Source organism: Candidatus Defluviibacterium haderslevense, assembly GCA_016712225.1.
Lineage (GTDB): Bacteria > Bacteroidota > Bacteroidia > Chitinophagales > Saprospiraceae > Vicinibacter > Vicinibacter haderslevensis.
This window is the reverse complement of record JADJRL010000003.1, coordinates 3,282,788-3,301,205: the sequence shown is the minus strand read 5'-3', so window position 1 is coordinate 3,301,205 and position 18,418 is coordinate 3,282,788. Positions and strand designations below refer to the sequence as shown.

At 29.0% G+C, this 18,418-nt stretch carries 14 protein-coding genes; 11 read left to right on the top strand and 3 right to left on the bottom strand.

All coding sequences use genetic code 11. The annotated features are described in order from the left end of the window. Positions 1 to 16 precede the first annotated feature (16 nt). The 9 genes from IPK88_12875 to IPK88_12835 all read left to right on the top strand — a co-directional run bounded on the left by IPK88_12875 (position 17) and on the right by IPK88_12835 (position 11,372). Positions 17 to 805: a hypothetical protein gene (locus IPK88_12875; GenBank protein MBK8244314.1), complete on the top strand. Its 789-nt coding sequence runs from the start codon at positions 17 to 19 to the stop codon at positions 803 to 805. A gap of 1,485 nt (positions 806 to 2,290) precedes the next feature. Beyond that, the gene (locus tag IPK88_12870) at positions 2,291 to 3,061 is read left to right on the top strand and encodes a phytanoyl-CoA dioxygenase family protein (protein ID MBK8244313.1); all 771 of its coding nucleotides are present in this window, start codon (positions 2,291 to 2,293) and stop codon (positions 3,059 to 3,061) included. Continuing rightward, a complete protein-coding gene (locus IPK88_12865; GenBank protein MBK8244312.1) occupies positions 3,048 to 4,112 on the top strand; it encodes a hypothetical protein in 1,065 nt (354 codons plus the stop codon). The genes IPK88_12870 and IPK88_12865 overlap by 14 nt, the downstream gene beginning before the upstream one ends. Beyond that, positions 4,097 to 5,155: a PAS domain-containing protein gene (locus IPK88_12860; protein MBK8244311.1), complete on the top strand. Its 1,059-nt coding sequence runs from the start codon at positions 4,097 to 4,099 to the stop codon at positions 5,153 to 5,155. The genes IPK88_12865 and IPK88_12860 overlap by 16 nt, the downstream gene beginning before the upstream one ends. Positions 5,156 to 6,247: 1,092 nt before the next feature. Beyond that, positions 6,248 to 8,848, top strand: coding sequence for a patatin-like phospholipase family protein (locus tag IPK88_12855; GenBank protein MBK8244310.1), 2,601 nt, complete (start codon positions 6,248 to 6,250; stop codon positions 8,846 to 8,848). Between the two features lie 101 nt (positions 8,849 to 8,949). Beyond that, positions 8,950 to 9,087 carry a hypothetical protein gene (locus IPK88_12850; GenBank protein ID MBK8244309.1) on the top strand — a complete coding sequence of 46 codons (138 nt, stop codon included), beginning with the start codon at positions 8,950 to 8,952 and terminating at the stop codon, positions 9,085 to 9,087. Between the two features lie 20 nt (positions 9,088 to 9,107). Beyond that, a complete protein-coding gene (locus IPK88_12845) occupies positions 9,108 to 9,608 on the top strand; it encodes a hypothetical protein (protein MBK8244308.1) in 501 nt (166 codons plus the stop codon). 481 nt (positions 9,609 to 10,089) lie between these two features. After that, positions 10,090 to 10,386, top strand: a complete 297-nt coding sequence (locus tag IPK88_12840; protein MBK8244307.1) for a hypothetical protein — start codon at positions 10,090 to 10,092, stop codon at positions 10,384 to 10,386. Continuing rightward, the gene (locus IPK88_12835; protein MBK8244306.1) at positions 10,383 to 11,372 is read left to right on the top strand and encodes a hypothetical protein; all 990 of its coding nucleotides are present in this window, start codon (positions 10,383 to 10,385) and stop codon (positions 11,370 to 11,372) included. The genes IPK88_12840 and IPK88_12835 overlap by 4 nt, the downstream gene beginning before the upstream one ends. A gap of 142 nt (positions 11,373 to 11,514) precedes the next feature. Here IPK88_12835 and IPK88_12830 read toward each other — a convergent pair whose 3' ends face one another. The 3 genes from IPK88_12830 to IPK88_12820 all read right to left on the bottom strand — a co-directional run bounded on the left by IPK88_12830 (position 11,515) and on the right by IPK88_12820 (position 14,748). Further along, on the bottom strand, positions 11,515 to 13,086 hold the full coding sequence (locus IPK88_12830) for an alkaline phosphatase family protein (GenBank protein MBK8244305.1): 1,572 nt from the start codon (positions 13,084 to 13,086) through the stop codon (positions 11,515 to 11,517). Positions 13,087 to 13,227: 141 nt separating this feature from the next. Beyond that, positions 13,228 to 13,977, bottom strand: a complete 750-nt coding sequence (locus tag IPK88_12825) for a hypothetical protein (protein ID MBK8244304.1) — start codon at positions 13,975 to 13,977, stop codon at positions 13,228 to 13,230. 627 nt (positions 13,978 to 14,604) lie between these two features. Further along, positions 14,605 to 14,748 (bottom strand): hypothetical protein, encoded by a 144-nt coding sequence (locus IPK88_12820; protein ID MBK8244303.1) that lies wholly within the window; start codon positions 14,746 to 14,748, stop codon positions 14,605 to 14,607. Positions 14,749 to 15,091: 343 nt separating this feature from the next. Here IPK88_12820 and IPK88_12815 point away from each other — a divergent pair, with 343 nt between their 5' ends. Both IPK88_12815 and IPK88_12810 read left to right on the top strand, forming a co-directional pair. Then, positions 15,092 to 15,961: an outer membrane beta-barrel protein gene (locus IPK88_12815; protein ID MBK8244302.1), complete on the top strand. Its 870-nt coding sequence runs from the start codon at positions 15,092 to 15,094 to the stop codon at positions 15,959 to 15,961. Positions 15,962 to 16,598: 637 nt separating this feature from the next. Next, the gene (locus IPK88_12810) at positions 16,599 to 17,687 is read left to right on the top strand and encodes a Fic family protein (GenBank protein MBK8244301.1); all 1,089 of its coding nucleotides are present in this window, start codon (positions 16,599 to 16,601) and stop codon (positions 17,685 to 17,687) included. The last annotated feature ends 731 nt before the right edge of the window (positions 17,688 to 18,418 follow it).

Here is an 18,418-nt window from a genome sequence, read left to right as displayed (position 1 = left end):
TATAATTGTAAAAAATATGAAAAAAAAATTGAGTTTTATTCTATTTGTTCTAGGAACAAACTTGTCATTTGGACAAGGATTTGAACCTGCAAGAAAACTAAATTATACTCAACCGTCTATAAACTTAATGGATTCTGATAGTTTGAATGGAACAGGATCTGAAATATTTCAGCAACTGGGAATTAATCTAACAAATACGGTGCCGAGAGTGAATATTAAAGCTATTAAGCTATATGCTAAGTTGGGTAAAAAAACTTTTTTAGATTTTTATATATTATCATCTATTCCAACACTTTCTACAAATCCAGATGACTCAATAAAAAGTCTTGGCAATGAACTTCAAAATATATATGGAGGATTACTTAATTCCTATTTTTCTAAAACTTGGTATTTTAACAAGGACAAAGATTATCAAACTAGAGGCTTACAGTTAGATATAAAAGGAGGATATAAACTTAATGAATCTACAAAGAACGGGGGCACTAAAAACATTTACCTCCATTCAGGACAGTTTTCCACTGAAATAAGATTTTTAGTCCCACTATTTGGCTCCCCTTCTGATGAAAATCTATCTGGTTTAGCACAATTCAAAATATATGGACAAGCTCTCTATAATAATAACAAAGATTACTTAAAATTCTTTGAAGATGATAATCAGGTTAAACCATCAAAAGTACTGTTTTCGTCAACAATAGAAGCAAGTATTCATATTTTTAAACAATTCTTTATTTCAGGAGGCTATTCTTTTAGTTCAATAAGTACAATTGAAAATATGGGATATTTCAAATTAACTTATAGCAAGTGATTACTGTGCATATTTTGAGATTCAATCAAGAAGAACAAATCCGGTTTTCATTTTGGGAAAGGTATTAAATATTATTTTCAAGTATTCACCTTAAACAGACAACTAAAATGCTCAGCCGCATCAATCTCAAAACCATCATGCTGTGAAAAAATCAATTTGAAAATAATAAATAAACTTCTCTTCTATATTAATATAGATTTATATTTTTATATATTATGAATCACCTAACAGATATACCTAGATTGCAATTACATATGACTTCTATAGAAGATTCAATTAGCCAAAAAATCAAGTGAAATTTGTGGATGAATTTGTTCTATGTAAAATCATGGGCATATTGAACCGCCAAATCAAGAGTAAAGCAACCCATCCTAAATTTGATAAAAAAGTGGAATTTGAGTGGTTTATGATGCCAAAATCCAGAGCAAAGTGACCTACCTCTTTTAGCGACCAAGAAATTAATAATTTGAATTTGAATCAATAAATCCACACCATTGACAGCACAACGATAATAATTTCAAAAGATTAGCATTGAACCGTTCGATATCAGTCTTAATGGGCTTTACTTTCAAGAAGGCTTTGTTAAGGGATATTTTTTGTTTTGGTTCTTCAAATTTAATGGATCATTTCAGTTCATAGTTATGTCTAAGGTAGTGAAAATGCTTAAGTAGGCGAAATTAAATTCTCGTTTATTATTGATTTGGCAATGTTATCTACTTGTAGATGAAATCATATCCGTTTTTAATTGAATAAGTTAGGGGCTTCTCGAGTGGTCATATTCAATATTTTGAATTTATAATTATTACATATATAAATGATTGGATTATTAGCATGTTTTCTTGGGTGAAAGTAATGGCATATTGAGATCGGATTATTATATGGGATGGGTGCCTTGGAGTTGATTGTAATATCTACATCCATTTAAATTCCTTTTAATATTAATATTTGGGTGGTCACTTTGGTCAAGTTTTAGAGAGTAAATATGGACTGGATTATGCAAATTTCAACAATCACTATCAAATCTCCTAGAGTGTCGGATCCATTATCACTCAATTGAAAACTACAATTTAAAAACAGCTCAATAAAATGTACATGCTGAAATATTTACTTTTTAAATCATTAAATTTTCCAAAAGCCACTTAAATATAATTTTTTTTAAAAAAAATTATAATATTTAAATTCTAACTATTATTTTTAGGCTTCGCAAAGAATAAAGCTTTAAATTAAACCGCAAATTAGGCATAAAATATGAAAGTCTTACTTTTTGACTGTCTTCCATTTAAATCATGGGTGGCGTTACAAATTGCCCTAGCTGTTCAACATAATCATGAATATTCATTAATATCTTAAAAAAAAATATCATAGAAAATTCATCACTTTAAATTTTAGTTTCAAACACACTTCATTACAAGTTTTAATATAATTCTTCTATTGTATTATTTAAAAAACATAACAAAAATAAAAAAATAAAAATTACAAATAAGTATGAATATATATGATGGAGTCATTAACAAAAAAAAAGAACTATATGAAAGGGATGGATTTGTTGTATTATCAAATTTCTTTGACGATGAATATGTTAAAACGCTAATTCTTGAAAGCAATAGACTTTTATTAATTGCTAATAATAATAAAGAGTCTAACCCAATCAAATTCAATCAAGTAAATTCGCAAATATATCGAATTGACCCAATTATAAATATTTCAAAAATATATAAAAATTTGCTTAAAAATAAGAATTTTATTAATATTTTAGAATTCTTTGAAGGTTCAGAAATTTCGCTATTAAAGGACAAATTAATTTATAAACCTGCTGGCTCAAGGGGTTATCCCATGCATCAAGATTATGCTTGGTGTCAAGGGATATTTCCAAGTTCACTATTTTCTGTTATGATATCACTATGCAAAGCAAACGAAAAAAATGGCGCTGTTAAATTTTTTAAAGGTTATCATGATAAACTACTCTCTACTGAAAATGAAATAAGGCATATGAACCAAAATGAAGTCAAGCAAGTCAATCTAGAAAAAGGAGTGATTGTAGAATTAAATATGGGGGATATAGTTATATTTAAAGGGTTAACACCGCATCAAAGTAGTGAAAATTTATCAAATGAGTCAAGACCTCTATTATACTTTAGTTTTAATCACAAAAAAGATGGTAATTTTTACAATGAGTACTGGAATCAATATGAAAAATATTCCCAATCAACATTAGATATTAACGGTAATTATATTAATCCATATGAGTCAAAATAAGATTCAAATTTCCTTTGGAATTGAAGAGGAATTTTATGTAAACTCTTCTTCTCACTTGAAATCTCAAAATTTCAATAATATTTCATTTGAATTATTTGACCACCAAATTGAATTAAAGACTGAAGTGCACACTTCATTAAATGAACTATATATTGAAGCTATAGAAAACCGGCACCTTTTATCCAATCAATTTAAAGAGACTCAAATAATTGGCAGTGGAACATATCCAGGGTTAATCTGCGAAAATCAAAAAAAACTAATTAATGACAGGTGTGACTATTTATTCAATATGTTTGGCCAAGTTTTATCAATGGTTAATACTTGTGGTTTACATGTTCATATTGGAATAACTGACCCAAATAATTCCATCTCAATAATTAATAGAGCAAGACAATATGTTCCTATGCTGATAGCGATTAGTGGCAATTCACCATTTTATGAAGGAAAAGATACTTTATATTCTTCATTTAGGAATATTCTATTATCATTACTTCCAAATACAGGTATCCCTCCATATTTCAAAAATTTCAATGATTACATAAAATTCACTACTTTATTAGATTCAAAAAATAAGGATAAAAATTATAGCAACAAATGGTGGGACATTCGTTTCAATGAAAAATATTCAACTATTGAATACAGGATGTTTGACTCCCATTCAGATTTTCACATGGTTCAATTATTTGTTTCACTTTGCTTATTAATTACTTTAAAATGTTCTGAAGATAAAGAACCAAATGATTATAATTCCCAGCTTTTAAATGAAAATAGGTGGAGAGCATGCAAATTTGGTAAATTATCAAACTTTATTGATTATCAAACGAAAAATGAGAAACCAGTAATCGAATTATGGAAGAACTTTATCATTGAAACAAAATCTTACCAAAGTTTGTTTGAAGGATTGGAAAATCAAATAAACAATTTTGAAGAACTTATTTCTAAATCAAATGGAGCAGATATACAAAGGAGAGAATTTACTTTTCAAAATAAAATTATGTCAATTTTAGATTTTCAAAACAAACAATTCATTTCATCATGTCAGAAAATATAATTTCAATTGTTTTAGATTTCTCTAAATGGGAGTATAATACTTATAGATGGACATTACCGAATACTTCCATAATAAAAGGGGTCAAAAGATTATGGATTAATAATAAAGAGTTGCTTCCTTCGGCATTCCTTGTAGAAAATGGCTTTCTTGAGTTAATCGATAAATCACATAATATCACAGCGTCAGATAGAATTACAATAGATATTATATTAACTAAAAAAGCTTCTTTAAGTTCATTTGCACAAAATGCCATTTTAGCCTTAATCGCAATTCTTCCTGCTTTACTTACTTTTTTTGCTACCACTTCTTATACTCAAATTCATAAAGAAAAAGATTATAAAAAAGATGCATTTGGGCCACCACTAGTTGCATATAATAACTATCCAATAGTTTGGAGTCCTAACGAAAAAACATTAAAACTTGACCATGAAAAATTTATGATTAATGTCGATAAATTTATTAGAGAAGATAATTATCATGCTGGGTCTGATTTAATATATCTAGGTCAATCTAATAATATTTTGCTAAATGATAATGAAAGCAAAAGTTATAAAGAACTATTGAGAAAATATCAAATAAATCAATTTGAGGATTTAGAGGAATATAAAAACGGATTGTTTAAAGTGCCAAAAACAATAATCGAAACGATTGGACAAATGTTTCCTGATGTAAAATTAGAACTTGTCCTTCACGATGCTCGTGATCCTATTCATTCTGTAAGGGCAATTGCGAACAACATGACAGATCGCAAATTAGGCTCTCCAGCGTCTCAACTTGCACCTGAACTAATAAAGCATTATTCATCAACATCATTAGATATTAAACCATTAATATCATATCAGCTTAAATTCAAGAATAGAATTTTTAAATCAACCTCCATACCTTTATTTGATAATAAATTTGGGTTATTTGGATTTATTTGTATTAATTTCGATATAACAGACATTACAATTAACCCAAATAAACAGTATATAGCACAAATAGTTAGTAAATTAGCAAGAATTGAAATGGGAGACTTAGGAGAAGAGTTAAAGCGAAATTAACTTCAATATAAAAGTTTACTTTAAAATAGATCAATATAAATCTCAGGACAAACTAAAAATAATGCTTGGCTATAATTACCAATAATGAAATTAATATTACCTCGTGCATTAAACTATAGAAATAACCAAGTATGGTTCAATGCAAATGGAGCTTATTTATACATCAGGGCAAGTAAACTTATAAATACGGGTAAGAGTGATTGTACTATTAAAATAAAAAAAAATTTACAATAATTTGGTTTGAAAATATTTTTATTTATCTTGTAATTATTTGGAATAATAATCTTTTAATATTAGTCAGAAATATAAAGTGATTAATTTCCAATTTAAGAATGAAGACTTCATATTTTGTCATATATACTTTTAAAATATATTGATAATACCTTAACTTGATAATATTTTTATACTAAGATTTTATTCACTTAGAGAAATAATTAATATTCTTGAAATTGAATTTAGTTAAAATTTAACGAGGCATTGGATGTAAATATGTTAAAATTGAGAAAGGTATTGTCAACATTGAAATTTTGTATTATCGCATATAGTTACAGTTTAGTATTTCTCATTAGATGCAACATTAATCATAAATCAATTAATTTTCATTTATTTAAAAATAATCCATTTTAAAGTAAATACAATAGGAAATATTATTATATTTGCTTTGTTACTTCTTATGTCTTAAAGAATTTTGTAAGATTTCATTGATATTGTAAGTTTTCATTAATAACCAATTTATCATGAATGATTTGTCACTTGGATCAATTCAACAACTTAGGTATTGTATTAGTTTTTAAATAAAAAAAATAATAGAGAAAATATAAATTTAAAATTTACTTTTTTTCAGGAAATTTTCTGTTCACTTTATTACTATATTTGATTTAGATTATATAAATATTTTAAATATATAACTAAATTTATGTTAATTGCAAATTATTGAAGAATAACTTTGCCCTATATTTAATAAATTCATGGATTAATTTTATGAAATATTAGAACTTTTGATTTGTCACATCAAAGAGAGACATTTTAAGCGGTTCAATATTTCAAAATAACCTATTTTAATTCTTCTTATACTTTAAAAAAAAAATTTGTATGGCAGGTAAAAATTTAAAAGTGTGTCTTTCTATGGGAGGTGGTGTTTCACTAGGTGCTTTTTCCGGTGCGGCTTTGACTGAGGCATTAAAGCTATTGGTCTTATTTGGTCAAGACAAGTATGGAAATAAATATGAAGATGTAATTCTTGATGGTATGAGTGGGGCAAGTGCAGGTTCAGTGTCATTGGCTATTATGGTACGCTGCTTGATTGATTATAAATCAATCATGTACAAAGATTTCTTTTTAAACCATATTGGTACAAGTAAGGAAAATGTTATTCTGGAGCTTGAGAAAAGACTAGAAGAAACATATTCTCAAGAAGCATTAAAAGAAGATGTTAAAAGCAAGATGTTGGCTTTGGAAGTTGCTCAATTAATGCAAGAGCTGATATGGGTAAAAGAAATAGATACAGCTAAATTATTTAAGGAAGCTGATTTTGATCCATTGAAGCCATTTGGGTTGTTGAATAGAACCGCGATAATTGATCTAGTTAGGAATTATTTTCTGGAGGGCACAGAAAAAATTGATGTAAGTAATAGACAACTTTTAGGAGATAGAACTCTTATGGCATTTTCAATGGCTAATATGTCGCCAATGGCATATGGAGAGAAGGGAACAAATTTAGATGATCCGCCAAGTTTGGTGAAAACATTTCAAACAGCCACCAATATTAATAACCATAATGAATTGAGAGTATTTAACTTTTTGTTTGAAGATATAACCGAATTAAGAACTGATAGTCGATATATTACTATTTCACCAAAAGGAACCGTCAATAGTATAAAAAATGGAAAATCATTAAATTCTACTGAAACATGGTCTATTATAACTGCTTCAGCTATTGCGAGTGGTGCATTTCCAGTTGGATTTGCACCAGTTGTCTTAGAAAGGTATAAACATGAATATTCGAAGAAAGAATGGAAACCAAAAAATGTCAATATTGATAAGATGAATTATGCCTACATAGATGGTGGTACATTCAACAATGAGCCAATCAAAGAAGCTTTTAAGATGGGATACTACAATGACTTTGAATCTGTTGAAGATGGAGATCGTCTGATTTTGTTTGTCGACCCTTCAATTCCAGATGAAGTTAAAGTACAGCAATTAAAATCTTTAGACCCATTAGGAGATCTTGAGAAAAGTAAATTATCCAGTCTAATGGAAAACAAGTTCAAAGGTGAATTTGGAAAGGCTTACGCAATCGTAACGGATTTAGTAGGAATGATCCATGGACAAAGCAAGATTAATGAAGAAGCTAAAGTAGCTAAGTTTTATACCAGTGTATTATTTAAAAATACATTAATAAATTATCTGAAAAGTATTAGAAATTTTAATCTAAATGCACTATTCAACATTGATTTGATCAAATCCACTTACAATGCATTGGAAGAGACACTTGAAGATAGGCAAATTTCAATTGGAACTAGAGATGTCTGGGAATTAATCTGGAAGAAATACAAAAAACTTTGCTTAGAATCAAATTCAGAAACTTGTTTAAGTGAGTCAAGCTTTAAGGATCTTTATAAATTAATTAATTTGGGTAACTCACAAGGAGAAATTGATAAGTTGCTTTCTGAATGTTCTAGGGAAGACAAGGATAAAATTGCCGCCAGCTTTTTGATTACAATAACTGAATCTGCCTTAAATCAATCTGGCAAAAGTGAGCTAGCCGAAAGAGCTGGTATTTTCCCGGTAATACTTAGTGATGTAGATAATCCTCGATATAGAATTGAAGATTTACCAGGATCCGAGTTTTCTGCATTTGGTGGATTCGCAAGTATATCAGCCAGAGAAGCATGTTTTATGAAAGCAAGATTAGACTCGATTATTTGTTTGTCTGAAAATGATTTTCGTGAGTACCACTATAACACCATGCTCAAGCAAAATTTACTAAATTTAAAGCCATATATTGATGGAAAAACTGTTTCCAAGTTGCTAGATAGTTTTAAAGCAAAGTATACTGAGAAAAAATCAAAGCATTTACTTGAATATGAGAAAAATATTCTTAACAATTTAAGAAAGCCATTGATAAAACGCATTTCTTCAATAGGGGATAATGTTATAAATATTTTTCTATATTTAAAAATATTCGGAAGTGGAATAGCATCTATTTTTAACAAAAATTTCGCTTATAGCTACATACTTAAAGAAAGCTTATTTAAAGACACAATTTCTAAAGCAGCAAATATTGCAATTAAATTCAGATATAGAATTACTTCTGACAACGCAAAGTTAAAGATCAATAATAAAGATATTTCTGTTGAAAAGGGTAATGGTTATTATTATTTTAAACTATTTCTAGCACAGAAAGAATATATACTAGATATAAACAAAACCAATATATTTAATAAATGTTATTTATCAACCGAGAGTCTTCGTCCATATAATTATGATGAGGCAGGCAAGGTACATAGCATTCAAATTGGTATGTCAACCGTGTTTAATATTGTTGATTTAAATTTTCTAGAAAATGATAGAGACAAATTGGTTTTCGGGATTAATCCGGTAGTTGAAATTGAAATAAATGATAATGTAATTTCTATCACTAAAATATCTGAATTATCTAAATCATTACATGAAGAAATTAATTCTTAGAAGGTAATTTAATATAGACAGAGTTGTGCTTTTAACAAACTTTAAAAAAAGAAACCATTATTATTCAATTGGCCATAAGGTCTAATATAAAAATATCACAAATGTCCTTAGTATCGCAATTTATCAAAGGAATAGCATTTACTTCTGGATCAACTTTCATTTGTGTTGGTCGCCATTCACTATTAGCTCCATTAGGAGAAGAAAAAAATCTAAAACCGACTGCTCTTTCAGTAAATTAATTAATCAAAATATGCTTAAAATGGAAAATCAAGGAAGTGCATTTTACTTTCAATTAGAAATGTTAAAAAAGGAGCTAGACCATTTGAACTCCTCCATTGATAAAATAGATACTATAACACAAAGCATTAAATATTGGACCATTGGGCTATGGGGTGGAGCAATTGTTTTGGCCTTAGGAAAAGATAATGAAACTACTCATTTTCATGGGCATTATCTTTCCACAACTGTAATTCCTTTATTATTTTGGTTTATTGATGGATGGTACAGAAGAATCCAAAGAGGGTTTATTTTTAGGGTTATTCAAATTTCCAAATTTTTAAATAGTCCAGATTTTACCACATCATTTGAAAAGCAAATTTTAGTAGGCTTCTACATTTTTGACTTAAGAAGCAGAATGAGCGGAAATCAGCAAGAGCTTCTAAAATTTACAAATATTTGGAAAATATTATTTTTCCCCTCAGTAGCAATTTTTTATATAGGACTAATTCTCTGTTCAATCATTGCAAGTTTTATAGTATAATTGACCTTGACTTTTAACAGCATCCACCATTAGCCATACATCTCAAAACCACTATAAGTAAAAAACATTGGACTAAATCTCAGATCAAGGATTTACAAAATAGGCATATTGCTATGTCAATTTATTGTCTTCTACTCTGCTATAATTTCGATCCTGGGAGATTGCTGACGAGTATTCAACTTATCTCGCTATAAGCGAGAAAGTTCCTAATGCGTCTGGTAAGCAAGTCCCTACAATAATGACAAGACTAGTTAAAGAGATCCCGTTTTGTAATGGGGCAAGCGCTAATGATTGGGTAAAGTATGATATTCGTGTAAATTCCTTAGGAAAGATATCCTCCTTAACTTTTAATAGATTATAAGAAGATAATATAATATCTCTTAATTAAATTGATAAATTAAAATTATCAAAATAAAAATTGTTTTTATTAGAAATTTACTTAAACTTGTGTAATAATTCATATTTTTTAAACTATTCTTTTATGCCTAGTGAATCAATTAAACAGAGATTTTGCATTATTAAAATTATTGAAGCATCTCCGACACAATTAGCTTTTGTCAGGGTTTGTTTGAATGAATTATTCAATATTGAAATTGACAATCTATTTGTTGTAAGCTGTTTAAAATCATTTAAAAACACTTTAGATATTAAGTTAAAAGCAGAAGGTATAAAATACATTTTGGTATATATAAATCATAAAACTGGAGCTGATGTTTTAGTAAATGGAATTAACAATCCTGATACGATAAGTCTTGAAAAAATTATTTTAGACACATGAAAAATACATTAATTGCTATAATTGTTATATACTCGACCCTTTTAAAAGGTCAATTTAATGCCGTTTATCCAATTGGTGATAAGCCTGATATTGGTTTTAAAAACAGTTTAAGAAGAGATAAAGAGAAAATTCTTTTTGAAGCCAATCCAATAATTCGGATGTCAATTTATAATAACATTGTAAGAAGACTACAGAATGCTAGAACGATAGAAGCTAAACAGCAAGCTAATGCGTGGTATATATCATTCAGACCACAGATCAGAATGTATCAAGAAAATTCATTGCCAGTAAAGACACCTTCATATAGAATTAGCATTCTTGGTTACCAACATTTATGCCGGTTTATTCATAATAACAAAATCAATCTTTTGGCCATTTCTTATGAATCTGGCCATTACTCAAATGGTCAAGCTGATTGTGCCTTTGATCAAAACTATAAGGACGGAACGCTAGAATGTAAGAGTTTATATAGTACCTTCAATGATCAAACGAATTTATCTGATAACTTAAATCGCAGAAGTGGTAATTTTTCAACTAATTATACTGAAATAATAATAAAAAATAGAACTATAATTAAATATGATAATGACAACATATTGACACAATGGTTGGGATACAAACTTGGAATTGACCTTTATCACGATAAGCTTCTTTACGCTTTTAATGCTGGAGGATATTCGGATGAGGATATTAAATTCTACGGGCGCGCAAGAATTAAGTCTGGCATTGATTTTATGACAAAGCTTAAATCTACTCATTTTGATCGTTTTTTGTTGGAATTAACATCAGAATATATTACAAACCCACATAGATCAGTACAAAGAATGAGAGTCGAACTTACCGCAAATATTTACTTAGAAAATAATCTAGGTTTCTTTATAAGTGGAGTTTATGGTCATGACAATTACAATTACAGGTTTGTTGATAGTGGTTTTCAAATGTATGGTGGGATAAATTTTGATATATTTCCACGAATTCAACTTTAACAATTCTACTGTTTATTGAATTCCAAGCTCTCCAAAAAAATTGGGTGTGTTAAAGTTTCGATAAAAACTGTAAAAACAATGAATGTTTTGCCTTTAATAATTTATTTCATGTGCATTTATAAACATATACTTTTTAAGAATTTTATTTAAATTTATTTAAATTCCTAAATTCTGGTTTAGTATTTTTCCATCCGGAATTCTCTTCAACATAAATTGATGCGTTTAAGCGTTTATTCTCAATTTGAGAAACTTTAATGAAATTTCGTTTAATTATATTCTTTCTTTTAAAAGTTCCAAAATATTTAAAATCTAGTTCAAATCCTTCCAATCTATTTTTATCTCTAGAAAGCCAACCAAAAAAAATATTTAAAAAAGATGTAATTGGTTTATTAACTATGGGTGATGAAACCAATTGAGTGGCTGTTCCAATTACAGTACCGTTATTGCGTTTAGAAATACTGGAAGCTCCGCTAGAATGGACATCTCCACTAAGTATTAATAAATATTTAGGATGTAATAAAATACCAAAATCAAAGATAAGATTAAGCATTTTCAATTGCTCCGTTCTATGATAATAATGATCCCAATGATCCCTTAAGTCATCACTATTTGAGAATTTTAAATTCTTTATAATATTGCGCTTTTTTGAATATATATTTAAACTGGATATTTGATCCATTATGGAAAAATAATTCCTATGTGCTATCGGAACTGGAAGCACAAAACAAATTGTAAAATTCGAATTTGAAGAACCTTCTGCAATATTTAAATTTTCATCATTAATAATAATTGATTTCAACAATGCCTCTAAGTTAAGATATTGACCACAGGATAAAATTCTAGTACGAGTGCGATTTGTACGGGTATCTGGACAAATTATCCAATAATTCCTTATCTTTAGTTGTGTTCCACGCACTGGCTTTTCATATAGCGTTTTATTTTCCATTGTTCGCAATTGAAATAGCTCATAATAAAACCTAGCAGATTCAAAAATGGCTATCATAATGGGACTCGATTGAAATTCATCATTATATGAACCATACCCATCAAATATATCATGATCATCCCATGTCATTATGTTAGGTATAGTAGCTAGCGCGAGTGCCATATTGCTATTTGACCAACTTTTTATATACAGATTTAAATAAAATGATTCAATTTGTCTAATAATATCTGGTGGAATCGGTATTTTTAAATCTTTAAAATATTTATCAATTCCATTAATTTTATATAGTATTGAATCTGCGTAAATTTGATCTCCACCCATGATCAGAAAATCAGGCGAAACATCAAGGAGCTTCTCCCATCCTTCATAATATTTTAACGGAACATCATTAGGATAAATGTCTGTTCCATTGCATGAAACAAAACTTATTGAAGGAACACAATTCGAAGGTGGAATCCTAAAACTAAAAATAAAATGATTATTGAAAGTTTTTAATGGTGTATCATTATAGTTTACACAATATTGAATAAATTGGTATTTATCTGCAAGTCCAGGTTTTTTAAATTCAAAACGTAAATAGAAATATTTATCAATTAATGTTAATTTTTTACTAGGCTTGATACTCAAACCATCAATATTAATTGAAAATGCATTAATATCTTCAAAATTGGAGATTTCTATTAATACACATATGGTATAATCTTCGTCTGACTCAATGCCTAAAAGTGGCCCCAAAACAATCCCATTATATACAATAAGTGTATGCAAAATATATTAATTTAAACTCATTTCTTATTTGCAAAAATCATTTTTTCAATCTGATTAACTTAACCAATTAATACTGACATAAAAAATAATATAATTATTATCAATATGCTATATGGCTATTTTCTATAACTAAAACAAATTTCAATCTTTCAAAACAATTTTACTCTTTATAATCCAGCTAACCCCAAAACCCCAAACAGCAATAGACTCCATCCAAAATGTCAAACTATACTTATTATAAATCTCCTGAGATAATATTTTGGGGCCAATATAAATAAATGCCATTGCACAAATCATAATAATTCCCATTGTAATATAAATCATATTCCTAAGTTTTTTATTAAGTTTCATGTTTCCAGATGGAGTAATTTGGTCATTTTTAACTCTTGTAAATGAAAATAATGACATAAATGTTAGACAGCCCAAAAATATACCTGCCGAAACATAATGAAATAATTCTCGATCAGGGTTACTTGAAATAAAGGTCACACAAGCATCAATTTGACTTGGGGTATTGCAACAAGATGAGACATTAGAAATATTATCTGTAGGAAACAATAATACAAATATTGAAAATAGACCTGCAATAAAGGAAATAATAAAATCAATTGGCTCTTCTCCCTTGAAGTTTAACAAAAGCAAGGCTAACATTGACATAATGACTACAAAAATTCCGCAAACTCTTGTATAGTAATAATGACTTATGGATTCTAATGGGCATATTAATTTAAGATCCCAATAGGTAAAGCCCCATAGCAAAATAGGTAAAAGCACACCTAAAATACCTACAAATAAGGTTAAGGATTCTTGTCTTGTCAGCCAAATATCCTTTTTACCAGTATAATCTAGGCTGAAAAAGTTTTCTAAAATTTTAATAAAATTTTTTATCATATTGTATATATTTAATAAAACAAATTGAATCTAGCCAATAATATATTCACCTGTAAATATGAAATACTTCGTTGAATTTTAGAATTCAACGAAAACTAATTTATACATTTAAAAGCTTATTGCTGTAAATAACTATTTATTAGTTATCACACCTCCAATTTAAGTTTAGAACTCAACTCGTAAAGTAATTACTCATACAAAATTATCATTTCACACTTACCTCCAATATATAACTTTTGTTATATATAAAATAAACCACAACATCTAAGTAAAGACCAAGATAAAAATAGACTTAAATATAATTCAGAAATTAACTTAGAATCAATAACTCTTAATGAAATGCTCTCATTAATATTTGTCGAATTATGTATAACTAAAATTAGTACAAATAATTCAAATGAAGATATAGGCAATGAAAAAGTCTAATCATTACAGCGGTTAGTTAATAAATAAATACTCTGGTATAAAAAACTGAATTAGTTAGAATAAAACTCCTCAATTAATTATATTCCGTTCAACAAATATAATAGATATTTTGAATTTCCAAATAAAATACAATATTTTTTTTGGATCTAATTAGAACAACGCAATAATTGAATTACTCGTTGGATTAAAATCAATGACATATTAACTATTATCTGGAAATTTAGGCACCAAATGCAATGCTAATATATATAAATTCATTCTCAAAGATTTAAGCCATGGAACAAAATGGTATCCGAGACTAGCCTCTATTATAATGGGTAATGTTTCATGGCATAGAAGTTTCATTCAGGCCAATTTAAAGAAATATCGATACATATTGATGAATTCTAAATAATTGCATTAGAAGTTGACATTAATTACCTGAGCGTTCCATTGACATCCATAATCCGGAGCATATTGACACACAATATGAAGAGTAATGTGATCCAACCCAAATAGTGAGCTATAAATTGGAACGAAAGGATTTGTATTGTAAGATTTAAATCCAGCTTCTCACTTCAGTCAAATAAAAGCTTATGAATCAGTTCAAGATTATTATACAAAAACATTGCAATATTCAAAAACAATGCATTATTTTTAGGCTTGATAACACCCATTACATCAAAAAATAACACTCCTAGAAATAAATATGAAACCCTCTCCCCCAATACCAGAATCAGATAACGAATGTCCCTTCAAAATCACAGTAACGTTTGATAAACAAAACCTTACTGATAAACTTATGCCAAAGTTAAAACTACTTCGGCCAAAGATTATATTTTTAAATGGATTTACACAAAGTATAGTTTCAGGAATTGACATCGTCTGCTATTTATTTCACAAGACAATTAGAAGTATTACTTATGCTATCTTAATTTTTTGCTTTATCCTTACTTCCTTAGGCGCTCAAGAAAATAATAATACTTTTGATTTGATTATACGACCTAGCATTGGCATTAATAAACTTATTGCGCATAAGGACGGACAATTTTCTTCCATTCCTACAAGTTCATGTGCAGGATTGAATGTATCTATTAGTACATTGGTTGAATATAAGGCCTCTTATAGAATTCAAATAACTACAGGGATAGGTTATAAACTTAATCAATTCCATACTGAAATAAACAATATTCTTACTAATGGAAATATAAACAATGGTTTAAATCCAACACAGATTAAAGAAACGTACACCAATAGTTATTTGACCATTCCCCTATTATTAAGTTGCAGGATTAATGATAAAATGTATGTTGGTACTGGTATATCCTATGATTATTTATTCAATTCCCACTGTAGAAAAAAGGTCATCAATAATACAGATCCAATATTTGATAAATACGGCAACATATATTATTTCGGAAAATATAGTCTAATGCTATACTATAAATACACTATCATTCGTAAACTGTCTATAGGACCAAATATATCGATAAGCCCTAACAGAACAAGATCAGAGCTCTTGAGTAATTCAACAGGGCCTTCTATAAGTGTGGATCTGCATTTTGAATTAAGAATTTGAATGGACTTTAAATTGCCATTTAAGCTATGCCCTAAAAATAAATTGCTTTCGCATAATTACAAAATAATAACTCTACGAAAGTAATATGCAGAAATTCCCTTGAAATGAGTATTTCAGTACCTTAGTTTCAAAATCTCAATTCAACGCATAATCCGAAGCATATTGACCCACCAAATCTGGAGTAAAGTGACCCAACAAATCCCGAACATGTTCACCTACCTCATCCCGAACATGTTGACCTACTAAATCCAGCGCAATGTGACCCACCCCTTGCAGTTGGTAAAAAATTGATGCAAAAGTCCTTGTATATGGATAATTAGTATAAAAGCCTTTCTCAGCTTTCCAATTTCATTTACCGGGTTTATAGCCTTGCGGACGAGACCTGACACTGAAAATTCGTCTATGCAAAAAGTAAATAAAAATGAGTAAAAGTGGATCCATCCCTTCATATTTATTAATTTTGAAGGGATCAACTTTTCTTTGAGCTAACGTCTATTATAAATAACAATCCAGAAACGATAATAACTATTCATTGCTGAACGAGAGTAATTTTTACCTTCATTATGACAACAAGAGTAATTTTTTAGTATTTTTACACCCGTATTGACAACAAGCGTAAATCAGACATTTGAACATAATGGGAACATTTGACCGAAAAATTCCATATAACCACCTGCCACTGCTGCCACCAGAGGAAGACATAGAAACTAAAAATATACTTCGAAAAACAATTTCGGTTGGACGAGCATTAGCTCAATTAAATGTGACTTTGATAAATCTCCCAAACCCAACGCTGTTTTTAGACACCATATATTTACAAGAAGCGAAAGCGAGTTCCGAAGTAGAAAATATTATCACAACAAACGATGAACTATATAAGTCTTTGGTTGCTGACCGAAAAATCGAACATTCCGCTACAAAAGAAGTTTTAAACTACAAAGAAGCACTGTGGTTAGGTTTGGAACAATTGAAAACAAAACCATTTATAACAACTAATCTTTGCATAAAAATCGTACAATGTATCAAACAAAATGATGCTTCCATTCGTGTTACACCGGGAACTACATTGAGCAACTCACTTGGCGAAATTATCTACACTCCTCCAAGTGGTGACCAGATTATCCGTGAGAAATTAGCAAACTTAGAAAAGTTCATAAACGAAAATATAACAATAGACCCATTAATAAAAATGGCAATATTGCATTATCAATTTGAAGCAATACACCCATTTTCGGATGGTAATGGAAGAACTGGAAGGATTTTATTGTTATTGTATTTAAAACTTTCAGGCTTGTTAGACACCCCAGCAATATACTTGAGTGAGTATATCATTAAAAACAAAGTCGAATATTACAGGTGTTTACGAGGTGTAACCGAAAAGAACGAATGGGAAGCTTACATTTTGTATATGTTAGATATGATTGAAGTAACTTCCAATAAAGGATTGAAAAGATTAAATAAAATCACAACCGCAATGGAGAAAACTGCCAAGGAAATCAAAAAGAAATTACCAAAAGTTTATTCTAAAGACCTGATTGAGATTTTATTTCGTCTGCCTTATACCAAACGTCAACACTTGATTGACGAAAATATTGGAAACTTAAAGACAGTTGGAAACTATTTGATAGCGTTGGAAGAAAACGGATTTTTGAAATCAGAAAAAGTAGGAAAAGAGAAATTATACTTAAACCAGAAACTATTAGAAATATTGGAGGACAAAGAATAACTGCCGAAATCTTAATTATTCGTTGGCAAATAGCCTAGCAAGCTGTTGCATTCGGAGAATAACCTGTCTCGTTATACGAAAAACAAAGAATGCATTGTTACACATCTTACCTCGCAATAAAGACGAGAACACCTCTTGGGTGCGGCTGCCTCATCCGGAGCATATTGACCCATCAAATCCGGAATAAAGTAACCCACAAAATCAGGAAGATGTTGACCCACTAATCCAGAGCAATGTGACACACCCTTTAAAGTGTACAAAAAAATGCTTTATTTCAAAAGCAAATTCTTAAAATTTAGATTTCAAATATCATAACAATATGGTATCCCAATTCAGACTATTATAAGCAGAGTCAAAGACTGTAACTTTATCAACGACATTTATTCCAAGCCATTTTTCTTCTTTACCATAAAGATGAATTGGAAAATCATTTTGCTTTGATTGGACACTAGCATAGAAATTTCATCCAAACTCATTTAAAGAAATATCATAAATATTAATGCATTCAAAATAATAGCATTAGAGGTGATATTTATTTATCTGTAATTTTCATTGACTAATCACACATTATAAAAATACCGTAAAAATCCGGTAGAAAAAGGGGTGTATTTCCTTTAGTATATAGACTTCAAAAAACTGAATTTTGCTTTAACAAATATGGAGTCATCTGAAAATCCTTAAAGAGTAAGACAGGGAAGCTGAAAACTGAACAGAGTAAGCATCGAAATTCA